Annotated in this window: 21 protein-coding genes; 10 read left to right on the top strand and 11 right to left on the bottom strand. The window is 60.8% G+C overall.

Going from position 1 to position 20938, the window contains the following annotated elements; translation table 11 throughout:
• Positions 1–45 precede the first annotated feature (45 nt).
• A complete protein-coding gene (gene rlmM / locus FFI16_RS18555; RefSeq protein ID WP_138816240.1) occupies positions 46–1122 on the bottom strand; it encodes a 23S rRNA (cytidine(2498)-2'-O)-methyltransferase RlmM in 1077 nt (358 codons plus the stop codon).
• A 196-nt stretch (positions 1123–1318) separates the two neighbouring features.
• Between rlmM and acnA the strand changes: the two genes are divergently transcribed.
• Positions 1319–4060: an aconitate hydratase AcnA gene (gene acnA / locus FFI16_RS18560; RefSeq protein WP_138816241.1), complete on the top strand. Its 2742-nt coding sequence runs from the start codon at positions 1319–1321 to the stop codon at positions 4058–4060.
• A 128-nt stretch (positions 4061–4188) separates the two neighbouring features.
• Here the strand turns inward: acnA and FFI16_RS18565 are convergent, their stop codons facing one another.
• A complete protein-coding gene (locus FFI16_RS18565; RefSeq protein WP_138816242.1) occupies positions 4189–5127 on the bottom strand; it encodes an aspartyl/asparaginyl beta-hydroxylase domain-containing protein in 939 nt (312 codons plus the stop codon).
• A gap of 172 nt (positions 5128–5299) precedes the next feature.
• Positions 5300–6274, bottom strand: coding sequence for a cysteine synthase A (cysK, locus tag FFI16_RS18570; protein WP_138816243.1), 975 nt, complete (start codon positions 6272–6274; stop codon positions 5300–5302).
• A gap of 124 nt (positions 6275–6398) precedes the next feature.
• On the opposite strand from cysK, the gene FFI16_RS18575 reads away from it, so the two are divergent.
• From FFI16_RS18575 to FFI16_RS18585, 3 genes are all read left to right on the top strand, one after another.
• The gene (locus FFI16_RS18575; protein WP_138816244.1) at positions 6399–7472 is read left to right on the top strand and encodes a DUF748 domain-containing protein; all 1074 of its coding nucleotides are present in this window, start codon (positions 6399–6401) and stop codon (positions 7470–7472) included.
• Positions 7473–7630: 158 nt separating this feature from the next.
• Positions 7631–8476: a MoxR family ATPase gene (locus tag FFI16_RS18580; protein WP_138816245.1), complete on the top strand. Its 846-nt coding sequence runs from the start codon at positions 7631–7633 to the stop codon at positions 8474–8476.
• Positions 8476–9654: a VWA domain-containing protein gene (locus FFI16_RS18585; RefSeq protein WP_138816246.1), complete on the top strand. Its 1179-nt coding sequence runs from the start codon at positions 8476–8478 to the stop codon at positions 9652–9654. The genes FFI16_RS18580 and FFI16_RS18585 overlap by 1 nt, the downstream gene beginning before the upstream one ends.
• Before the next feature lie 43 nt (positions 9655–9697).
• Here FFI16_RS18585 and FFI16_RS18590 read toward each other — a convergent pair whose 3' ends face one another.
• From FFI16_RS18590 to FFI16_RS18600, 3 genes are read right to left on the bottom strand one after another with little or no spacing between them, the layout of a single operon-like run.
• Positions 9698–10612 carry a biotin-dependent carboxyltransferase family protein gene (locus FFI16_RS18590; RefSeq protein ID WP_138816247.1) on the bottom strand — a complete coding sequence of 305 codons (915 nt, stop codon included), beginning with the start codon at positions 10610–10612 and terminating at the stop codon, positions 9698–9700.
• Positions 10609–11313, bottom strand: a complete 705-nt coding sequence (pxpB, locus tag FFI16_RS18595) for a 5-oxoprolinase subunit PxpB (protein ID WP_138816248.1) — start codon at positions 11311–11313, stop codon at positions 10609–10611. Before pxpB ends, FFI16_RS18590 begins: the two co-directional genes overlap by 4 nt.
• Positions 11310–12050, bottom strand: a complete 741-nt coding sequence (locus tag FFI16_RS18600) for a 5-oxoprolinase subunit PxpA (protein WP_138816249.1) — start codon at positions 12048–12050, stop codon at positions 11310–11312. Before FFI16_RS18600 ends, pxpB begins: the two co-directional genes overlap by 4 nt.
• 175 nt (positions 12051–12225) lie before the next feature.
• Here FFI16_RS18600 and FFI16_RS18605 point away from each other — a divergent pair, with 175 nt between their 5' ends.
• Complete coding sequence (locus FFI16_RS18605) at positions 12226–13146, top strand: LysR family transcriptional regulator (RefSeq protein ID WP_138816250.1); 921 nt, start codon at positions 12226–12228, stop codon at positions 13144–13146.
• A gap of 97 nt (positions 13147–13243) precedes the next feature.
• Here FFI16_RS18605 and FFI16_RS18610 read toward each other — a convergent pair whose 3' ends face one another.
• Genes FFI16_RS18610 through FFI16_RS18620 form a run of 3 tightly spaced genes read right to left on the bottom strand, consistent with a single transcriptional unit; the run spans position 13244 to position 15141 of the window.
• On the bottom strand, positions 13244–13786 hold the full coding sequence (locus tag FFI16_RS18610; RefSeq protein ID WP_099548664.1) for a DUF2937 family protein: 543 nt from the start codon (positions 13784–13786) through the stop codon (positions 13244–13246).
• 11 nt (positions 13787–13797) lie between these two features.
• On the bottom strand, positions 13798–14574 hold the full coding sequence (locus FFI16_RS18615) for a class II glutamine amidotransferase (RefSeq protein ID WP_003189615.1): 777 nt from the start codon (positions 14572–14574) through the stop codon (positions 13798–13800).
• A 30-nt stretch (positions 14575–14604) separates the two neighbouring features.
• On the bottom strand, positions 14605–15141 hold the full coding sequence (locus FFI16_RS18620; RefSeq protein WP_063611647.1) for a hypothetical protein: 537 nt from the start codon (positions 15139–15141) through the stop codon (positions 14605–14607).
• A gap of 21 nt (positions 15142–15162) precedes the next feature.
• Between FFI16_RS18620 and FFI16_RS18625 the strand changes: the two genes are divergently transcribed.
• Both FFI16_RS18625 and FFI16_RS18630 read left to right on the top strand, forming a co-directional pair.
• Positions 15163–17205, top strand: a complete 2043-nt coding sequence (locus tag FFI16_RS18625; RefSeq protein ID WP_138816251.1) for a S9 family peptidase — start codon at positions 15163–15165, stop codon at positions 17203–17205.
• Positions 17206–17275: 70 nt separating this feature from the next.
• Positions 17276–17749 carry a cyclic nucleotide-binding domain-containing protein gene (locus FFI16_RS18630; protein WP_065929158.1) on the top strand — a complete coding sequence of 158 codons (474 nt, stop codon included), beginning with the start codon at positions 17276–17278 and terminating at the stop codon, positions 17747–17749.
• Here the strand turns inward: FFI16_RS18630 and FFI16_RS18635 are convergent.
• A complete protein-coding gene (locus FFI16_RS18635; RefSeq protein ID WP_138816252.1) occupies positions 17746–18030 on the bottom strand; it encodes a hypothetical protein in 285 nt (94 codons plus the stop codon). The two genes, FFI16_RS18630 and FFI16_RS18635, sit on opposite strands and share 4 nt — an antisense overlap.
• Positions 18031–18108: 78 nt before the next feature.
• Between FFI16_RS18635 and FFI16_RS18640 the strand changes: the two genes are divergently transcribed.
• Positions 18109–18795 (top strand): spermidine synthase, encoded by a 687-nt coding sequence (locus FFI16_RS18640; protein ID WP_058419598.1) that lies wholly within the window; start codon positions 18109–18111, stop codon positions 18793–18795.
• A gap of 60 nt (positions 18796–18855) precedes the next feature.
• On the opposite strand, the gene FFI16_RS18645 is transcribed toward FFI16_RS18640, so the two are convergent.
• Positions 18856–19776, bottom strand: coding sequence for a ParB/Srx family N-terminal domain-containing protein (locus FFI16_RS18645; protein ID WP_138816253.1), 921 nt, complete (start codon positions 19774–19776; stop codon positions 18856–18858).
• 151 nt (positions 19777–19927) lie between these two features.
• Between FFI16_RS18645 and FFI16_RS18650 the strand changes: the two genes are divergently transcribed.
• Together FFI16_RS18650 and FFI16_RS18655 are read left to right on the top strand one after the other, a co-directional pair.
• Entirely contained in the window at positions 19928–20302 is a 375-nt protein-coding gene (locus FFI16_RS18650; protein WP_003210675.1) for a YajD family HNH nuclease, read from the top strand.
• A 162-nt stretch (positions 20303–20464) separates the two neighbouring features.
• Positions 20465–20932, top strand: a complete 468-nt coding sequence (locus FFI16_RS18655; protein WP_003189607.1) for an RNA methyltransferase — start codon at positions 20465–20467, stop codon at positions 20930–20932.
• The last annotated feature ends 6 nt before the right edge of the window (positions 20933–20938 follow it).

The raw sequence follows: 20938 nt of genomic DNA on the forward strand, positions 1-20938 counted from the left end.
CGCGAGCAAGCCCGCTCCCACATTTGAACTGAGCCAGGCACACATTCAGCGGGATTTAGGTTTCTTTGCATCGACCAGCCGACGCAGGTGGCAGGTCACTTCCTCACGGTCGTGATACAGCTGCTTGCAGCCGATTTCCACCCGAATGCCACGGGTCTTGAAGCCATCTTCGATGCGCTCCAGCAGACGTTTCACTTCAGCATAGCGCTGCTTCATCGGCAGTTTCAGGTTCACCACCGCCTCGCGGCAATGCCCTTCGCCAATCCAGGTTTCCAGCAGCGCGGCGTTACGCGCCGGTTTCTCGACGATATCGCAGACCATCCAGTCCACTGGCTGTTTAGGCACGAAGGTAAAGCCGTCGGCCATCAAGTGCTGCACCAGGCCTGTGTCCATCAGGCTTTCGGCCATGGGGCCGTTGTCGATGGCGGTCACCAGCATGCCACGGTTGACCAACTGCCAGGTCCAGCCGCCCGGCGCGGCGCCGAGGTCGACGCCGGTCATGTCGCCGTGCAGGCGCTCATCCCACTGGTCGCGGGGGATGAAGTGGTGCCAGGCTTCTTCCAGCTTCAGGGTCGAACGGCTTGGCGCGTCCCGCGGGAACTTGAGGCGTGGGATGCCCATGGGCCACATCGCCGAGTTGTTCGACTCGGCCAGGCCCATGAACACTTCGCGGCCGCTTTTGAAGGTCAGCAGCAGGCGCGGCTTGCTCGGGTCGTCCACCAGCTTGCCGGCGTTGAGCAGGGCTTTGCGCAAGTGCACTTCAAATTTTTTGCAGAAGTTCGACAGCTCTTTGCCGTCGTTGGTGTCGACCATCTCCAGCCACAGGCTGCCGCACACCGGGAATTCGCGCAGGTGGGCGAGGATCACGCTGATGCGGTCGGTTTCCGGCAGGTCGATAAATACCCCGCGCGCCCACTGCCTTGGGAAGATCAGCTCGGCAAACCGCTGGCCGTGCATCAAGCGCTGGGCGCCGTCTTCTTCGGTGCAGACAAATTCGGCGCAGGCGCTGCCGGTCTTGGCCTTGGCGTAGCCGGAAACGTTCAGGCGCGCGGCGTGTTCCGCGATCTCGGAACAGACTTCGCCTTCAAAACCCGGGCGGCAGTGCATAAAAAGGGTGTTCATCAACTCTCCTGGTGACTCAACCGGCCTTGCGCTATCGCAATACCTGTCATGAAAACGCGCGCATGATAGCCGAGTTCGGAACCTTGGACTTAACGATAGAGTCCAGTTATTAGCCTGCTAATGAAAACAGGGCTAAGTTGAAAGCTCTGTTCGTCCCGTCAGGTCCGTAGCCGTGCGGACCATAAGGAGTCATGTAATGTCATCGCTAGATAGCCTGAGAACCCTTAAAACCCTGCAAATCGACGCCAAGACCTATCACTACTTCAGCCTGCCCGAAGCCGCCAAGAGCCTGGGTGACCTGGATAAGCTGCCGATGTCCCTCAAGGTGCTGCTGGAAAACCTGCTGCGCTGGGAAGACAACAAGACCGTCACCGGCACCGACCTCAAGGCGATCGCCGCCTGGCTCAAAGAGCGCCAGTCCGACCGCGAGATCCAGTACCGCCCGGCCCGCGTATTGATGCAAGACTTTACCGGCGTGCCCGCCGTGGTCGACCTGGCCGCCATGCGCGCCGCCGTGGCCAAGGCCGGTGGCGACCCGCAGCGCATCAACCCGCTCTCCCCCGTGGACCTGGTGATTGACCACTCGGTGATGGTCGACAAGTTCGGCAACGCCGACGCATTCGAGCAAAACGTCGACATCGAGATGCAGCGCAACGGCGAACGCTACGCCTTCCTGCGCTGGGGCCAAAGTGCATTCGACAACTTCAGCGTGGTGCCACCGGGCACCGGCATCTGCCACCAGGTCAACCTTGAGTACCTGGGCCGCACGGTGTGGACCAAAGACGAAGACGGCCGTACTTACGCCTTCCCCGACACGCTGGTGGGCACCGACTCCCACACCACCATGATCAACGGCCTCGGCGTGCTCGGCTGGGGCGTGGGCGGTATTGAAGCGGAAGCGGCGATGCTCGGCCAGCCGGTGTCGATGCTGATTCCGGAAGTGATCGGCTTCAAGCTGACCGGTAAATTGAAAGAAGGTATTACTGCCACCGACCTGGTGCTGACCGTCACCCAGATGCTGCGTAAAAAAGGCGTGGTCGGTAAATTCGTCGAGTTCTACGGTGACGGCTTGGCCGACCTGCCCCTGGCCGACCGCGCTACCATCGCCAACATGGCCCCGGAATACGGCGCCACCTGCGGCTTTTTCCCGGTGGACGACGTGACACTCGACTACCTGCGCCTGTCCGGCCGCCCTGCCGAGACCGTCAAGTTGGTCGAGGCCTACACCAAGGCCCAGGGCCTGTGGCGTAACGCCGGCCAGGAACCGGTGTTTACCGACACCCTGGCGCTGGACATGGGCAGCGTCGAAGCCAGCCTCGCCGGGCCAAAACGCCCGCAGGACCGCGTGTCACTGCCGAATGTCGGCCAGGCGTTCACTGACTTCCTCAACCTGCAGTTCAAACCCGCCAGCAAAGAAGAAGGCCGCCTGGAAAGTGAAGGTGGCGGCGGGGTTGCCGTGGGCAATGCGGATTTGGTCGGCGAGACCGATTACGAGTACGACGGCCACACCTACCGCCTCAAAAACGGCGCGGTGGTGATCGCCGCGATTACCTCCTGCACCAACACCTCCAACCCCAGCGTGATGATGGCCGCAGGCTTGGTGGCAAAAAAGGCCGTGGAAAAAGGCCTGACCCGCAAGCCGTGGGTAAAAACCTCCCTGGCGCCCGGCTCCAAAGTAGTCACCGATTACTACAAGGCGGCCGGCCTCACCCACTACCTCGACACGCTCGGCTTTGATCTGGTCGGCTACGGCTGCACCACCTGCATCGGCAACTCCGGGCCATTACCCGAGCCAATTGAAAAAGCCATCCAGAAGGCCGACCTGGCCGTCGCTTCGGTGTTGTCGGGCAACCGCAACTTCGAAGGCCGCGTACACCCGCTGGTGAAAACCAACTGGCTGGCCTCGCCGCCGCTGGTGGTCGCCTATGCCTTGGCCGGCACCGTGCGCATCGACATCAGCAGCGAGCCGCTGGGCGAAGGCAAGGACGGCAAACCGGTGTACTTGAGAGACATCTGGCCGAGCAGCCAAGAGATTGCCGACGCGGTGGCGCAAGTCAGCACCGGTATGTTCCACAAGGAATATGCCGAAGTGTTTGCCGGTGACGAGCAATGGCAGGCGATTGAAGTGCCACAGGCCGCGACCTATGTGTGGCAGAAGGACTCCACCTACATCCAGCACCCACCGTTCTTCGACGACATTTCCGGGCCATTGCCGGTGATCAAAGACGTCAAAGGCGCCAACGTGCTGGCCCTGCTGGGCGATTCGGTGACCACCGACCACATCTCCCCCGCCGGCAACATCAAGACCGACAGCCCTGCCGGCCGCTACCTGCGTGAGCAAGGCGTGGAGCCACGTGACTTCAACTCCTATGGCTCACGCCGTGGCAACCATGAAGTGATGATGCGCGGCACCTTTGCCAACATCCGTATCCGCAACGAAATGCTCGGTGGCGAAGAAGGCGGCAACACGCTGTACATCCCCACCGGCGAGAAAATGCCGATCTATGACGCGGCCATGAAGTACCAGGCCTCGGGCACGCCACTGGTGGTGATCGCAGGGCAAGAATACGGTACCGGTTCAAGCCGCGACTGGGCGGCCAAAGGTACTAACCTGCTGGGGGTCAAGGCGGTGATCGCCGAGAGTTTCGAGCGGATTCACCGTTCCAACCTGGTGGGCATGGGCGTATTGCCGTTGCAGTTCAAGCTGGATCAGAACCGCAAGGCGCTCAAGCTGACCGGCAAGGAGAAGATCGACATCCTGGGGCTGACCGATGCCGAGATCGAACCACGGATGAACCTGACGCTGGTGATTACCCGCGAAGACGGCAGCAGCGAGAAGGTGGAGGTGCTGTGCCGGATTGATACGCTTAATGAGGTGGAGTACTTCAAGGCCGGCGGCATCTTGCACTACGTGCTGCGCCAGTTGATCGCGTCGTAAGCGACACTGCAAAACCAAATGTGGGAGCGGGCTTGCTCGCGAATGCGGTGGGTCAGTCAATTAAAGTATCGACTGACACTGCGCATTCGCGAGCAAGCCCGCTCCCACAGTTTTGAGCGTGTTTCAATTTAGCCGAACAGCCACTTCCACAGCAGCACCAGCACGATAACAGCCAATACCGGCCGCGCAATGCGGTAGGCCTTGGGATGCTTGCGCTTCCACTGCTTGACCACACCACTGAACTTGTCGCTGAAGGTCTTGCTCCAGGCATACGCCTGGTTGATCCCGCCCACACGCTCGTCATCGAGGTTCTGCGGCGCAGTCGCGCGACCCAGTTGCTTGCTGACCCAGCGGTTGACGCCGGTCATGAGGCGGTTGCTCAGCGGGCGCTCGATATCGCAGAACAGGATCACGCGAGTCTTTTCCGTCTCGTTCTTGACCCAATGCACGTAGGTTTCATCGAACATCACGTCTTCACCATCGCGCCACGCGTAGACCTGGCCGTCGACGAAGATGCGGCAGTCGTCGGAGTTCGGCGTGGACAGACCCAAGTGATAACGCAAGGAGCCTGCAAACGGGTCGCGGTGCGGGTTGAGGTGGCTGCCGCCCGGCAACAGCGCGAACATCGCGCCCTTGACGTTCGGGATGCTGCTCACCAAGGCCACGGTTTTCGGGCACAGCGCCTCGGCCGATGGCAGGGGTTTGTCGTACCACTTGAGGTAGAAACGCTTCCAACCCTTCTTGAAGAACGAGCCGAAACCGGCGTCGTTGTTCTTTTCGGCGGCGCGGATGTAACCCTCGTCGAACAGGTGCATGGCCTCTTCGCGGATCACTTCCCAGTTGTCCTTGAGCACATCCAGTTCCGGGAACTTGCTGCGGTCCAGGTAGGGCTTGGACGGCACAGCCGAGAACAGGTACATCAAGGCGTTATACGGGGCGAACAGCGCCGAATGGTTGACGAACTGGCGCAACACCGGCAAACGCGCCTTGCCGCGCAAGTGCACATACAGAATGCTGCCGATAAACAACGCCAGTACCGACAGTTTGGCGGCCAAAGAAAAGGTCATGCAGCAACTCCTGAAAATAAGCGCCTGGCCAGCAACCTCCCGTCAACGGGAAACCAGACGTAGCAGCCGGCCATGATAAACACTTGGGCCATTATGCAGAAGGCCCAGGCCGACCAGCTGATATACATCAAACCTATGGCGAGGGAGCTGGCTCCCTCGCCATAGGTGATCATCACGCCTGGGTTTCTTGCTCGGTAAACAGATCGCTGAACAGCATGCTCGACAGGTAACGCTCGCCGGAGTCCGGCAGGATCACCACGATAGTCTTGCCCTGCATTTCCGGCTTCTCGGCCAGACGCACGGCCACGGCCATGGCGGCGCCGCACGAGATACCGCACAAAATCCCCTCTTCCTGCATCAGGCGCAGGGCCATGGCCTTGGATTCGTCGTCGGTCACCAGTTCCACGCGGTCAACCATCGACAGGTCGAGGTTCTTCGGCACAAACCCGGCGCCGATGCCCTGGATTTTATGCGGGCTCGGCTTGATCTCTTCACCGGCCAGCGCCTGGGTGATCACCGGCGATACCATCGGCTCAACCGCCACCGACAGAATCGGCTTGCCGGCAATGTTCTTGATATAGCGCGAAACGCCGGTAATGGTGCCGCCAGTGCCCACGCCCGCCACCAGCACGTCCACGGCGCCATCGGTGTCGTTCCAGATTTCCGGGCCGGTGGTTTTCTCGTGGATCGCCGGGTTGGCCGGGTTTTCGAATTGGGCCGGCATAAAGTAGGTGGCCGGGTCGCTGGCGACGATTTCACCGGCCTTGTCGATAGCGCCCTTCATGCCCTTGGCCGGCTCGGTCAGCACCAGTTCGGCGCCGAGCGCCTTGAGCACTTTGCGCCGCTCGATGCTCATGGACGCCGGCATGGTCAGCAGCAGCTTGTAGCCACGCGCGGCGGCGACAAACGCCAGGCCGATGCCGGTGTTGCCGGAAGTCGGTTCGACAATGGTCATGCCCGGCTTGAGTTTGCCAGTGCTTTCGGCGTCCCAGATCATGTTGGCGCCAATGCGACACTTCACCGAATAGCCCGGGTTACGCCCCTCGATCTTGGCCAGGATGGTCACGCCACGCGGCGCGATGCGGTTGATCTGCACCAGGGGCGTGTTACCGATGGAGTGCGCGTTGTCTGCAAAGATACGGCTCATGACGGGTCCTTAAGGCAATTTCAAGAAGTCCCCAAGGGTATGCCTCAGGCCTTTAGGCGTCCAGTCAGAGGAACGTTGCGCCCGCGCGTGCGGTCCATCGCCTATACCGTTGGAGAGCATTGACATGAAACGTCGCTACAGTGGGCTGCTATGGATCGTCGCCGTACTGGTGGTAGTACTGATCGCCCTGGACCTGGCCCTGCCTTATCTGGTGCGTAATTACCTGAACGACAAGCTGGCCGACATGGGCGACTACCGTGGCCAAGTGACCGACGTGGACGTGGCGCTGTGGCGTGGCGCGTACAAGATCAACGGCCTGCAGATCGTCAAGGTCGACGGCAAGGTGCCCGTGCCGTTCGTCAAGGCGCCGTTGATCGACCTGGCGGTGAGCTGGCATTCGCTGTGGTACGACCACGCCGTGGTGGCCGAGGTGCAGTTCTTCCAGCCGGAGCTGAACTTCGTCGACGGTGGCAACCAGCAGGCGTCCCAGACCGGTAAAGGCACCGACTGGCGCGAGCAGTTGAGCAAGCTGTTGCCGATCACCCTCAACGAAGTGCGCATCCAGGACGGCAAGATTGCTTTCCACAATTTCAATTCCAAGCCGGCGGTGAACATGTACGCCACCGGGGTCAACGCCAGCTTCTACAACCTTACCAACGTGGTCGACGTCAAAGGCAAGCGTGACGCCACCTTCGAAGGCAAGGCGCAATTGCTGGGCCAGGCGCCATTGGAAGCCACAGCAGCGTTTGACCCGCTGAGCAATTTTGAAGATTTCGAATTCCGCTTTCGCGCCAAGGACATCCAGCTCAAGCGCCTGAACGACTTCGCCTCGGCCTATGGCAAGTTCGACTTCAAGGCCGGCACCGGTGACGTGGTAATTGAGGCCCAGGCCGATAAAGGCCAGTTGAACGGCTACATCAAGCCACTGCTGCGTGATGTAGAGGTCTTTGACTGGAAGCAGGATGTTGAAAACAAAGATAAAAATATCTTCCGCTCGATCTGGGAAGCCGTGGTCGGCGCCAGCGAAACCGTGCTGAAGAACCAGAACAAAAACCAGTTTGCCACCCGCGTGGAACTCAGTGGCAGCGTACATCAGCAAGATATCAGCGCGTTCTCCGCATTTTTGGCGATTTTGCGTAATGGTTTCATCCAGGCGTTCAATGCCCGCTACGAACAACCCAAGCCTTCCGCAGAGTAAATAGGGGGACTGGCGGGCTCCCACATGAGCATCAGCATAACCCCGCTCGTTGGGCTGCAATGTGACCGGCCATTCAGAGACTGAATAACCCGTCTGCGTTCACAGTCGCCAGGGCTGCGCGGTATAGTCCGGGCATTGATGAATTCGAGGAATGACCGATGAAGTTCGAAGGCACCCAGGCCTATGTGGCTACCGATGACCTGAAACTGGCCGTCAACGCCGCCATCACCCTGGAGCGGCCGTTGCTGGTCAAGGGCGAACCGGGCACCGGCAAGACTATGCTCGCCGAGCAGTTGGCCGAATCCTTCGGCGCCAAGCTGATCACCTGGCACATCAAGTCGACCACCAAGGCGCATCAGGGCCTGTATGAGTACGACGCGGTCAGCCGCCTGCGCGACTCGCAACTGGGCAACGAGAAAGTCCACGATGTGCGCAATTACCTGAAAAAGGGCAAGCTCTGGGAAGCTTTCGAGGCTGAGGAGCGCGTGATCCTGCTGATCGATGAAATCGACAAGGCCGACATTGAGTTCCCCAACGACCTGCTGCAAGAACTCGACAAGATGGAGTTCTACGTCTACGAAATCGACGAGACCATCAAGGCCAAGAAACGCCCGATCATCATCATTACCTCCAACAACGAAAAAGAGCTGCCGGACGCATTCCTGCGCCGCTGCTTCTTCCACTACATCGCCTTCCCCGACCGCAGCACCCTGCAAAAAATCGTCGACGTACATTACCCCGACATCAAGAAGGACTTGGTCAGCGAAGCGCTGGACGTGTTCTTCGACGTGCGCAAAGTGCCGGGCCTGAAGAAAAAGCCGTCCACCTCCGAACTGGTCGACTGGCTCAAGCTGCTGATGGCCGACAACATCGGCGAAGCCGTGCTGCGCGAACGCGACCCGACCAAAGCCATCCCGCCGCTGGCCGGCGCGTTGGTCAAGAACGAGCAAGACGTGCAGTTGCTGGAGCGTCTGGCGTTCATGAGCCGTCGCGGTAATCGCTGATGCTGCTCAACCTGTTCAACGAGATGCGCGCCGCCAAGGTGCCGGTGTCGGTGCGCGAGTTGCTCGACCTGATCAACGCGCTTAAACAGCGCGTGGTCTTCGCTGACATGGACGAGTTTTATTACTTGGCCAGGGCGATCCTGGTCAAGGACGAGCGGCATTTCGACAAGTTCGACCGCGCGTTCGGCGCCTATTTCAATGGCCTGGAAAAACTCGACGACCACTTGCAGGCGTTGATCCCTGAAGAATGGCTGCGCAAGGAATTCGAGCGCTCGCTGACCGACGAGGAGCGCGCGCAGATCCAGTCCCTTGGCGGCCTGGACAAGTTGATCGAAGAGTTCAAGAAACGCTTGGAAGAACAGAAAGAACGCCACGCCGGTGGCAACAAGTGGATCGGCACCGGTGGCACCAGCCCGTTTGGCTCCGGCGGCTACAACCCGGAAGGCATCCGGGTTGGCGACGCCGGCAAGCGCCAGGGCAAGGCCGTAAAGGTCTGGGACCAGCGCGAGTACAAGAACCTCGACGACCAGGTGGAATTGGGCACGCGCAATATCAAGATCGCCCTGCGCCGACTGCGCAAGTTTGCGCGCCAGGGTGCGGCCGAAGAGCTGGATATCGACGGCACCATCGACCACACGGCGCGGGATGCCGGGTTGCTGAATATCCAGATGCGCCCGGAGCGGCGCAACACCATCAAGCTGTTGCTGCTATTCGATATCGGCGGCTCGATGGACGCTCACGTAAAGATTTGCGAAGAGCTGTTTTCGGCGTGCAAGACCGAGTTCAAGCACCTGGAGTACTTCTACTTCCACAACTTCGTGTACGAGTCGGTGTGGAAGAACAACCAGCGCCGCACCTCGGAACGCACCTCCACCCAGGACCTGCTGCACAAGTACGGCGCCGATTACAAAGTGATCTTTATCGGCGATGCGTCGATGGCGCCGTATGAAATCACCCAGGCCGGCGGCAGTGTCGAGCACTGGAATGAAGAGCCTGGGTACGTGTGGATGCAGCGTTTCATGGCCAAGTACAAGAAGCTGATCTGGATTAACCCCTACCCGAAAGACACCTGGGGCTATACGGCGTCGACGGGGATTGTGCGCGAGTTGGTGGAGGATCAGATGTATCCGCTGACGTTGCGTGGGTTGGAAGAAGGGATGCGGTTTCTTTCCAAGTAAATGAAGATCAAATGTGGGAGCGGGCAAGCCCCCTCCCACATTTTCAGATAGCGTTAAACCGATGCAAAAACTCGATGTGCTGCCGATGCGCCGTCTCCTGCACCACCGGCGCCAACCTCACCTTTTCCCCCGGCAAACACTGCGCCAGCCGCGCCAGCGCCAACGGCGTCAACGCGCCCAAACGCGGATAGCCACCAATGGTCTGCCGATCATTGAGCAACACAATCGGTTGCCCATCCGGCGGCACCTGGATCGCGCCCAACGGGATCCCTTCAGAGATCAACGACGGCCCCTGGTACTGCAACGGCGTGCCCAGTAAACGCATGCCCATGCGATCGGCGCGGCTGTCCAGCGACCAGTCGGTATTGAACGCATCGAACAGGCTCTGCCCGCTGAACTGGCCGATCTGCGCGCCGACAATCACGTCCAGTGGTGCTTTTACCGGCAGTTCAGGCACGCTCAGCACCTTCATCGCCCCGCCCGTACCGGAATAAGCCAACCGCCCGCCTTCGGCCAAGGCCTTGCCGAAACCGTCCAGCCCACCCAATTCCTCGCGCACCACCGTGGCACAACTGCCCAGCACAGCCGGCGCATCAAACCCGCCGGGCGCTGCCAGGTAAGCTCGCGCACCGCTGAACGGCTGGGTAAAGCGCAGACGCTGACCCTTTTGCAGGATAAAACTGCGCCCAGGGCTGATGGCGCGCTCATCGATATAAGCGCCCAAATCCGCACCGGCCAACGCCAGCAAGCAATAGTCTTCAGCCTGCACGGTAAACCCGCCCAAGGTGATTTCCACCACCGGCGCAGCCAACGGGTTATCCAACAGCCAATTGGCCCAGGACCTCGACACCCAGTCCAGCGCGCCGCCCTGGGTCACGCCCAGGTGGCGCACGCCAAAGCGCCCGGCGTCCTGCAACAGGCACAGCGGCGTGCTGGCCTCGATCAACAAGCGGCTCATGCCTGCGCCTCCAACGGCGTGTCATCGCCACCCAGGTGGATAAATTCGGCGTGATCAATCGCTTCGAAACGCACCGTATCGCCCGGTTGCATCAGGCTGTAGCCGTCGCGCTCGCGGTCGAACAGTTTGGCCGGGGTGCGGCCGATCAGGTTCCAGCCACCCGGCGACACCACCGGGTAGGCGGCGGTTTGCCGCTCGGCAATGCCGACACTGCCGGCCGCCACGCGTTTACGCGGCGTGTTGAGGCGTGGCGTGGCGAGGATTTCGTCCACCAAGCCCATAAAGGCAAAGCCAGGCGCGAAGCCAAGGGCAAACACTTGGTATTCGTGGGCACTGTGGCGCTGAATCACGTCCTCGACGGATAAACCGCTGCGCTGGCTGAGCAACGTCAGTTCCGGGCCGACGCTCAGGTCGTACCACACCGGCAACACGTGGCACTGGCCACTGCCCTGCGCCTGGGGTTGCAAGTCGGTCAGCGCCTGATCGATCAGTTCCCGCGCTTGAGCCGGGCTTAACGCTGTGAGGTCGTAATGCACCATCAAGGTGGTGTAGGACGGCACCAGATCCACCAGTGCGGCGCCAAAACCCTCGCGCAGGCGTTGGGTGGCGGCGAGCATCCACGGCATATTGGCTTCAGCAATCACCTCAAACAGACGCACCATCAGGCAGTCGATGGCCACCACTTCGATGCGTGGCTTCATGCTGGCTTCATCGCCTCGCGGATGCGTTGCACAGCGGCGATCGAGCTGGCGTTGTCGCCGTGTACGCACAGGGTGTTGGCCTGCAACACCAAGGCGCTGCCGTCGCTGGCAGTCAAGGCTTGCCCACGGGAAATGGTCAGGGCTTGCTGCACAATGGTATCCGCATCATGGTGCACGGCGCCGGGCAACTGGCGGGAGACCAGATGGCCGTTTTGGTCGTAGGCTCGGTCGGCAAAGGCTTCGAACCACAGAGTCAGGCCGAATTCATCGCCCATCGCCTGGGCCTCGCGGTTGTCGCTTTTGGCCAACAGCATCAAGGGCAAGTCGCCATACGCGGCCACAGCCTGCATCACCGCGCGCAGTTGCGCCGGCTTGGCCATCATGTCGTTGTACAGCGCGCCGTGGGGTTTGACGTAGCTGACGCGGGTACCCTGGGCACGGCAAATGCCATCAAGGGCGCCGATCTGGTAGTGCATCAGGTCCTGAATTTCTTGCGGCGTATAGTTCATGGAGCGGCGGCCAAACCCTTGCAAGTCCTGGTAGGCCGGGTGCGCACCTATCTGCACACCGTGCTTGAGGGCCAGGCCGACAGTCTGGCGCATGATGCTCGGGTCGCCGGCATGGAAGCCGCAAGCCACGTTGGCGCAATCGATGAACGGCATGACCTCGGCGTCCAGACCCAGGGTCCAGTTGCCAAAGCTTTCGCCGATGTCGCAATTCAAAAGCAGACGGCTCACGGTGGTTGCTCCTGTAGGCTTTGTATTTTTTGTAGTGTGGGATTTTTTACGCAGAACTCGCAACTTGTCCTGACACCCTAACGGCGCTTATCGTGGAATGGCTCGATTTTTGGCGCTTGCCGGGTGCGGCGTCCAACTAATAAAAACCGATCCAAGCATAAGAAAAGTTGATCCCATGAATTTGAAGTTCCTCGAAACCTTCGTCTGGGTGGCCAAGCTCAAGAGCTTTCGCCTGACCGCCGAAAAGCTGTTCACCACCCAGGCCTCGATTTCCAGCCGCATCGCCGTGCTCGAGAGCGAGTTGGGCGTGAAGCTGTTGCTGCGCGACTCACGCGGCGTCAGCCTGACCCCGGAAGGCTTGAAGGTGCTCGATTATGCCGAGCAGATGATGGTGACCATGCAGGGCCTCAAGCAGTCCCTGGAGACCACCAGCAGCAAGGTCGGACGCATCCGGATCGGCGCCATGGACACAGTGATCCACACCTGGCTGAGCCAGTTGGTGGCGCAATTGATGGAGCACTTCCCGCGAGTAGAAATCGAACTGGTCGCCGATACAGCACTTAACCTCAGCGATCAGCTGCAAAAAGGCTTCCTCGACCTGATCCTGCAAACCGACCTGCTGCGCCAGGAAACCGTGCGCAGCCTGGAGCTGGCCAGCCATCCCATGGCCTGGATCGTCGCCAGCCAATCGATCTACAACCGCGACTACGCCTCCCTCGCCGAACTGGCCCAGGAGCGCATCATCACTTACTCGAAAAACTCCCACCCGCACCAGGATGTACTGAGCCTGATGCAAGCCAACGGTGTGGCCGCGCCGCGCATGAACTGTGTGAACTCGGTGTCGGCGATTACTCGCCTGCTGCGCGATGGTTTCGGCATTGGCGCGTTGCCGCCGGTGCTGGTGATGGAAGAATTGGCCCGTGGGGAATTGGTGATGCTGCCAATGGCGCAACGCCTGCCGAATTTGCAGGTGGTGGTGTCGTGGCGCGTGGGAGTGGAGTTGGTGGAGGAGATTGTCGGGTTGTGCCAGAAGGTGGTAGCGCGGTATGCCGAGGAAGTGGGTGAGGACCGGATGCTGCTGGCGAAACCGGATTAAAAAGGTGGGAGCTGGCTTGCCTGCGATAGCGGTCTATCAGTTACAGATGTGCAAACTGACCCACCGCTATCGCAGGCAAGCCAGCTCCCACAGGCCTCTAGAGGCCTTTAAGATCACGCTCTTCAATCGGCCGGCTCTGGCGCAGGCGCTTGCCGCCCAACACCACCCAGTCGATCAGGCGGAACAGGCATTCGATGCCGAACGACAACAGCATCGCCCCGCCCAGGCCCCAGCCCATCGCCTCAGGTGTCAGCAGGATCTGGTAGCTGTAGCCATTCCAGGTTTCCAGGCGGATATCCGGGTCGGCCGCCACCGCCACTTGCAGGGCGCGGATGTACCAAGGGCCTTGCATGGCCTGGAACTGCTTGTCCAACGCCACCTGGCGATCGAGCAAAGTGCCCAGGCTGTTGGCATCGCTGCGAAACACCGGGTCATCACTGGCGCGGTAGTGGGCCACCAGCGCCTGCAAGTCGCCATTGAAGAACTGCTGCGCCGTGGCATCAAAGCCGCGCAGGCCGGTCTGGGCTTCGATCAAATGGGCTTCGACGCGCTTGGCGTAGTCGTTGATAAACCCCGGCACTTGCACGCCGACCAACAAGCCAATGGCAAACAGCACCAACCGCAGATAACTGAGCAACATGGTCGATATCCTTACTCGGTAACGCCTTGGCTGACGCATTCACCACGTCGCCACAGGCTCCATTGGCCCGGTTCGTAGCGGGTCCAGTTTTCATTGTCGGTCAAGGGTTCGGTGGCGATCACCGTGACCACGTCATTGGGCGTGGTTTCAGCCTGAAAATCGACGATCACGTCGACATCTTTCAGGCGCGCCGGGCCAAACGGTGCGCGCCGGGTGATCTGTGCCAGTTTGGTCGAGCAGTAGCAAAACAGCCAGTCACCGTCGCTGAGCAGGCAGTTGAACACGCCTTTGCTGCGGTATTCGGCGCAGGCGGCGATCAGGTCCGGCAGCACTTGCTCGATGTCGACGGGCTCCGGGAAGGCTTCGCGCACGCGATTGAGCAGGTCACAGAACGCCGCTTCGCTGTCGGTATCGCCCACCGGCCGGTAGAACGTGGCGCGCGGGTTGAAGTCGGCCAATTGGCCGTTATGCGCAAAACACCAGTTACGGCCCCACAGTTCGCGCACGAACGGGTGAGTGTTAGCCAGGCTCACCTTGCCCACATTGGCTTGGCGGATATGGCCAATCACCACTTCACTTTTGATCGGATAACGTTGCACCAGCAGCGCAACTTCCGACTCGCTGCTCGCGGCCGGGTCCTGGAACAGCCGCAGGCCACGGCCTTCGTAAAACGCGATGCCCCAACCGTCGCGGTGGGGGCCGGTACGCCCGCCCCGTTGCATCAGCCCGGTAAAGCTGAACACGATATCGGTGGGGACGTTGGCACTCATGCCCAATAATTCACACATGCCAGGGCTCTCGCTGCAGGGCTTACAACGTTAAAGGCGCGGCTCAACCCGCAGGTTGCCGGCAGGCGCCGGGCGACGGAACGGCTCGTCGTCCTCGTCTACCGGCTCGGCGGCCAGTGCGGCGTCGGCGGCGGCCTTGCGCTCACGACGGGCGTTGGCGGCACGTTCAATGGGCCAGCGGATCAGCACGAACACGATATACACGCCAAACGCGATCATCGTGTACATGAACAGGTCGGAGATGGCCCGCCAGGCGTTATTGCCCACATGCAGCACCAGGTCCAGGGCGGTAATGGCCACGGCTGGCGCAAACTGGGTCTTGACCGGGTCGACGATGGTCGGGCTGAACAGCAACACCGCCATCAGCAATTGCAGCGGCTCGCGCAGCCAGCGCCAGATCCAGCGGGTCATGCGCCACCACACCAACAGGCAGCCCAAAGCGGCGAAGGCGTAAAGGCCCCAAGCGGTCAGATAGTCGTTCTCGGTCATGGTGTCCATGGCAAGGCTGGCAAAGAGGCGGCTATGATAACGGCTTTTGCGTGTCTCGGCTGCAATGCCTGCCACCATCCGCCAGACAGAGAGTGATCCATGCCCCTATCGACCGCCCCGATCGCCCGCAAGGCCCAAGGCCCCGACCCGTACGCCTGGCTGCAAGAACGTGACACACCTGAAGTCCTCGATTACCTCAAAGCCGAAAACGCCTGGCAGGAAGCCCAGCTCGCCGACCAGAAAGCCCTGCGTGAAAGCCTGTTCGAGGAGATCAAGGGCCGCATCCTGGAAACCGACCTGTCGTTGCCTTCGCCATGGGGCCCGTACCTGTATTACACGCGCACCACCGCCGGTGATGAATACGCCCGCCACTACCGCTGCCGTCGCCCGGCGGATGACAGCAACACCGTGGACGAAAGCAGCGAAGAACTGCTGCTGGACCCGAACGTGCTGGCCAACGGCGGCTTTTTCTCCCTCGGTGCGTTCAGCATCAGCCCCGACCACCAGCGCCTGGCCTACAGCCTCGACACCAATGGTGAAGAGATTTACACCTTGTACGTGAAGGAATTGGCCACCGGTAAGGTCAGCGAACTGGAGTTCGAAGACTGCGACGGCAGCATGACCTGGGCCAACGACAGCCTGACGCTGTTCTTCGGTGAGCTGGACGACACCCATCGCCCGCACAAGCTTTACCGCTACCGCCTGGATGGCACGGCAGCGCAGGAAGTATTCCACGAGCCCGACGGGCGGTTCTTCCTGCACTGCTACCGCTCCAGCTCCGAGCGCCAACTACTGTTGGCCCTGGGCAGCAAGACCACCAGCGAAATCTGGGTGCTGGACGCCGAGCAGCCGCAGCAGGCATTCACCTGCCTGGCGCGACGGGTTGAAGACCATGAATACGACGTCGACCACGGCATGCTGGATAACCAATGGACCTGGTTTATCCGCAGCAACCGTGATGGCATCAACTATGCGCTGTTCGTCGCCGCCGACACGGGCACTGCGCCAAGCGAGGATCAATGGCAAAACCTGATCCCCCACAGCGACGACGTGATGCTCGACGGCGTGACCCTCAATGCTGGCGCCATGACCTTGAGCCTGCGCATCGGCGGCTTGCCGGTGATCGAAGTGCACCCGCAGGGTTCGACCGCCTACCGTGTGGAGTTGCCTGACGCCGCCTACAGCCTTTACGTACAGAACAGCCTGGAATTTGCCAGCGACAAGATTCGCCTGCGTTATGAAGCCCTGAACCGTCCGGCCCAGGTGCGCCAGCTTGAACTGTCCAGCGGCGCGCAGATGGTGCTCAAGGAAACCCCGGTTCTCGGGGTGTTCAACGCCGACGATTATGTCAGCCAACGGCTGTGGGCGACTTCCGCAGATGGCACTCAGGTGCCGATCAGCCTGGTGGTCAAGCGTGATCAGCTGGGCAAACCCACGCCGCTGTACCTCTATGGCTACGGCGCCTACGGTTCAAGCCTCGACCCGTGGTTTTCCCATGCGCGCCTGAGCCTGCTGGAGCGCGGCGTGGCCTTTGCCATCGCGCATGTACGTGGCGGCGGCGAACTGGGTGAAGCCTGGTATCGCAATGGCAAGCAGGAACATAAACAGAACACGTTCAGCGACTTTATCGCCTGCGCCGAGCACTTGATCGCCGAAGGGCTGACCACCTCCAAGCAGCTGGCTATCAGCGGCGGCAGCGCCGGCGGCCTGTTGATCGGCGCGGTGCTCAATCAACGCCCGGAGCTGTTCCAGGCGGCGATTGCCGAAGTGCCGTTCGTCGACGTACTCAACACCATGCTCGACCCGGAACTGCCGCTGACCATCACCGAGTACGACGAATGGGGCAACCCGCAAGAGCCTGAGGTGTACGAACGCATCAAGGCCTACGCGCCCTATGAAAACGTCCAGGCCCAGGCTTACCCGCATATGCTGGTGATCGCCGGTTACAACGACAGCCGCGTGCAGTATTGGGAAGCGGCCAAGTGGGTGGCCAAATTGCGCGACACAAAAACCGACCGCAACCTGTTGCTGCTCAAGACTGAACTCGGTGCCGGCCATGGCGGGATGAGCGGGCGTTATCAGGGGTTACGTGACGTAGCGCTCGAATATGGATTTGTCTTCAAGGCCCTGGGCCTCGTTTAAGGAACTTAGTGGGGCGGTCCTGTCTGAACACAAGACCGCCCCACTTGATTGATGGACCAAGATTGCAGCTATGCCATTACCGACTCTGATGAACAACGAAATCCGCGACATGCTCATGGATTGCGGCCTGTTCGACCCGCTGTTACCGGAAGATTTTCACGTGGCCGCCGGCTACTTCAATATCAGCAGCATCGCCCGCGATGAGGTGATTTTCCTCGAGGGCGATGCCGGCACCTTCATGTGCATCCTGCACAGCGGCCAGGTGGCCGTGCAAAAAACCAATCACAGCGGCCAGCGCCTGACCATCGCCACCCTGCGCAGCGGCCGGGCCTTTGGCGAAATGGCGGTGCTGGACGGCGAGCGGCGCTCTGCCAGCTGCGTGGCCGCCAGTGATTGCGTGCTGTTGAACCTGGGCAAGGATGCGCTGGAAAAAATGCTCAACGAAGCCCCCAGAGTGGCGGCCAAGATCATTCGCGCGATTGCGATTGCCTTGTCCAAGCGCCTGCGCATGGCCGATGGGCAGTTACTGTCCCAGCAATTTTAACCACCGGGCGTCTTCGGCTTGCTGTCATTTTGCAGCAGGCCGGGCACCGTCTGATCCTTGGGTGGCGTTGGCAACACTATCGGCACCAGCGCGGGCGAACCATTCGCGCTGGCTTTGGGCGCCACGGGCGGGGTGACTTGCGGGTACAAGGTGGGCGTCGGCGTGCCCGGCGCACCGGGGGTTGGCGTAGGCGCCACGGGCACGGTTTGCGCCTCTTGTGCCTGCGCCGCACCCAATGTGAGCGCGCTCAACGCAATGACCGTTAGAATGCTGCACTTCATCGATGGCTCCATGGCCTGACCGGAATGTCGTAAGGCTACTCCCAACCGCGCAAGAATGCCCTTCCCAATGAGATTTCCATGAAACGTTTCGTTCTGCTCGACACCACTCCGATCCCCGACAACGGCGGTGCCTTGTGCCTGTTCGAATACGGCGAGGATTTTGTCATCAAGATCCAGGGCGGTGACGGCGGCCAGTTGATGAACACGCGCATGCATGGCTCCGAAGACGCGCTGGCGGAAATTCCTTGCCGCAAAGTCGCCGGCAGGCCGGGTTCGCGGGTATTGATCGGCGGCCTGGGCATGGGCTTTACCCTGGCGTCGGCCCTCAAGCATTTGGGCAAGAGCGCCGAAGTGGTGGTGGCGGAATTGGTGCCTGGCGTCGTGGAATGGAACCGCGGACCACTGGGGGAAAAGTCCGGCCGCCCGCTGCTGGACCCACGCACGGTGATCCGCCTGGAAGACGTAGCCAAAGTGCTGCAGGCCGAGCCCCAGGGCTTTGACGCGATCATGCTGGATGTGGACAACGGCCCCGAAGGCCTGACGCAAAAAGCCAACAGTTGGCTGTATTCGGCCGGTGGCCTGGCCGCGTGTGCCAAGGCGCTGCGGCCTAAAGGCGTGCTGGCGGTGTGGTCAGCCAGCGCCGACAAGCTGTTCAGCGACAAACTGCGCAAAGCCGGGTTCAAGGCCGAGGAAGTGCAGGTGTTCGCCCATGGCAACAAGGGCACCCGGCATACCATCTGGATTGCCGAGAAGCTCAAGGGCTGAGGCAAACCCACAAACGCCATAGATCCAAATGTGGGAGCCAGCTCCCACATTGCTCCTGTGTCAGTTTCGGGATTTGCGGTAATCGATCACATACGGCACTTTTTTCTCGAAGGTCTTGTCCAGTTCGCCCTGATCCAGCTTGGTCATACCGCCCAGCTGCTTGGCAGTAAAACCGCTGCTGCCCACCTGCGAACCCGGCGCCAGGCTGACCATACGCTTGGCGACCGCTTCAATCGCATCCTTGTAGCCGCCCTTTTTGTTCAGGTTGTACGCCTTCAAGTCAATCTGCGTGCGCAGCCAGTTGCCCCAGTAGAACTCCAGGAATTCCGGGGCAATCGCGCCATCGTCCGGCTTGCCGTAGGCGGCCTTGCGGGTGAAGTACACCAGGCTGCGAAACGTATCGTCCTGCAGGTTCTTGAAGCCCAGGTGCGCAGGCAGTTGCTGCGGCGGCAGGGTCTGGCCTTGATTGTCCTTGAGCCAGACCTTGCGGGCCGCCTCCATGCGCTGCCAGAAGGTGTTCATGTCGGCACTGTTGCTGAAGTCATCGGTCACCTTGACCCACATTTTCAATTGCGGGCCGCCGCCGGGCACTTCCCACAAGGTGGTGAAACTGTGATGACCGTCGGTCAGGTACAACTGGCCACCGGGGCCGACCACCACGGTCTTCATGTCATCGGGATGGGTGCCCACCGGGTCCTTGCAGGTAAAGCTGGTGGGTTGGTGCAGGTCGGCTTTCTTCGGCACGTTGTCGGCGGCGCCCTGGCCGTTGGTTTCGCAGTATTCGTCGAACACCTTGGCCGGTTTGTCGGCGAACAGCCCCAGGCTGTAGTAGATCTGGTCAAAGCCCACCACGGCCTGGGTCGGGTGCAGTTGCTCAAGGGCCACCTCGATTACCTGGCCGGGCTTGGGTGTAGAGAACGCCTGGGCTTGAGCGGCCAGCACGCTGAGCAGCAGGGCTGCGGTCCATGTGTACACACGCATAGGTTTCAGATCCTTGTGAAGTGAATGTGCCGATACTACAAACGTTCGCTCAAGCCAGGCTGTACCGCCGCTGAAAAAGCCAGCGGTCATTTACCGCGCAAGCGGCTAGAATCAACCCTATCCGTGAACCCCCAAATAGCCAGGAGCCATGATGAGCTCGACCAACCCGCCCTCCCACACCGCCAAGCTGGACCGCATCCTCGCCGATGCCCAGCGCGACCGGGAAATGGGCTACCGCGACAAAGCCTTGAAGATGTACCCGCACGTGTGCGGCCGCTGTGCCCGTGAGTTTGCCGGCAAACGCTTGAGCGAACTGACCGTACACCATCGCAACCACAATCATGATGACAACCCCCAGGACGGTTCCAACTGGGAGTTGCTGTGCCTGTATTGCCACGACAACGAACACTCGCGCTACACCGACCAGCAGTATTTCGGCGAAGGCTCCACCAGCAGCCCGACGATTGCCAAGGCGACGCACAACCCGTTTGCGGCGTTGGCGGGGTTGATGAAGAAGGACGACTGAAGCCCTTCTTTGTCTGTGCCGGCCTCATCGCAGGCAAGCCAGCTCCCACAGGGGAATGCATTCCAAGTGTGGGAGCCGGGCTTGCCCGCGATAGCGATCGCCCAAGCAACACATGCCTCCAAGGCCGTATAATCGCGGTTTTCCTCCAAGGCACCCTTCCCCGTGGGCAATAAACGCTACAGCTGCATCGGTCTGTATAACCCCAAATCCCCCGAAAACGTCGGCTCGGTGATGCGCGCCGCCGGCTGCTACGGCGTGGCCTCGGTGTTTTACACCGGCGTGCGTTACGAGCGCGCCCGGGACTTCATCACCGACACCAAGAAGGTCCACCACGACATTCCGCTGATCGGCATCGATGACCTGAAAAAGATCCTGCCGCTGGGCTGTATCCCGGTCGCCGTGGAGCTGGTAGAAGGCGCCCGCCCGCTGCCCGAGTACACGCACCCCGACCGCGCGCTGTACATCTTCGGCCCCGAAGACGGCTCGCTGGACAAAGAGATCCGCGACTGGTGTGAAGACGTGGTGTATATCCCGACCACCGGCTGCATGAACCTGGCCGCCACCGTCAATGTGGTGCTCTACGACCGTCTGGCCAAGGGCAACAACACCCGCTCAGGCCCCAAGTACTGATATTTC

Origin of the sequence: Pseudomonas sp. KBS0710, from assembly GCF_005938045.2 — a bacterium.
GTDB lineage: Bacteria > Pseudomonadota > Gammaproteobacteria > Pseudomonadales > Pseudomonadaceae > Aquipseudomonas.

Coding starts and splice junctions, on each gene's coding strand:
- rlmM (WP_138816240.1), bottom strand. CDS start 1,122: ATGAACACCCTTTTTATGCACTGCCGCCCGGGTTTTGAAGGCGAAGTC.
- acnA (WP_138816241.1), top strand. CDS start 1,319: ATGTCATCGCTAGATAGCCTGAGAACCCTTAAAACCCTGCAAATCGAC.
- FFI16_RS18565 (WP_138816242.1), bottom strand. CDS start 5,127: ATGACCTTTTCTTTGGCCGCCAAACTGTCGGTACTGGCGTTGTTTATC.
- cysK (WP_138816243.1), bottom strand. CDS start 6,274: ATGAGCCGTATCTTTGCAGACAACGCGCACTCCATCGGTAACACGCCC.
- FFI16_RS18575 (WP_138816244.1), top strand. CDS start 6,399: ATGAAACGTCGCTACAGTGGGCTGCTATGGATCGTCGCCGTACTGGTG.
- FFI16_RS18580 (WP_138816245.1), top strand. CDS start 7,631: ATGAAGTTCGAAGGCACCCAGGCCTATGTGGCTACCGATGACCTGAAA.
- FFI16_RS18585 (WP_138816246.1), top strand. CDS start 8,476: ATGCTGCTCAACCTGTTCAACGAGATGCGCGCCGCCAAGGTGCCGGTG.
- FFI16_RS18590 (WP_138816247.1), bottom strand. CDS start 10,612: ATGAGCCGCTTGTTGATCGAGGCCAGCACGCCGCTGTGCCTGTTGCAG.
- pxpB (WP_138816248.1), bottom strand. CDS start 11,313: ATGAAGCCACGCATCGAAGTGGTGGCCATCGACTGCCTGATGGTGCGT.
- FFI16_RS18605 (WP_138816250.1), top strand. CDS start 12,226: ATGAATTTGAAGTTCCTCGAAACCTTCGTCTGGGTGGCCAAGCTCAAG.
- FFI16_RS18610 (WP_099548664.1), bottom strand. CDS start 13,786: ATGTTGCTCAGTTATCTGCGGTTGGTGCTGTTTGCCATTGGCTTGTTG.
- FFI16_RS18615 (WP_003189615.1), bottom strand. CDS start 14,574: ATGTGTGAATTATTGGGCATGAGTGCCAACGTCCCCACCGATATCGTG.
- FFI16_RS18620 (WP_063611647.1), bottom strand. CDS start 15,141: ATGGTGGCAGGCATTGCAGCCGAGACACGCAAAAGCCGTTATCATAGC.
- FFI16_RS18625 (WP_138816251.1), top strand. CDS start 15,163: ATGCCCCTATCGACCGCCCCGATCGCCCGCAAGGCCCAAGGCCCCGAC.
- FFI16_RS18630 (WP_065929158.1), top strand. CDS start 17,276: ATGCCATTACCGACTCTGATGAACAACGAAATCCGCGACATGCTCATG.
- FFI16_RS18635 (WP_138816252.1), bottom strand. CDS start 18,030: ATGAAGTGCAGCATTCTAACGGTCATTGCGTTGAGCGCGCTCACATTG.
- FFI16_RS18640 (WP_058419598.1), top strand. CDS start 18,109: ATGAAACGTTTCGTTCTGCTCGACACCACTCCGATCCCCGACAACGGC.
- FFI16_RS18645 (WP_138816253.1), bottom strand. CDS start 19,776: ATGCGTGTGTACACATGGACCGCAGCCCTGCTGCTCAGCGTGCTGGCC.
- FFI16_RS18650 (WP_003210675.1), top strand. CDS start 19,928: ATGAGCTCGACCAACCCGCCCTCCCACACCGCCAAGCTGGACCGCATC.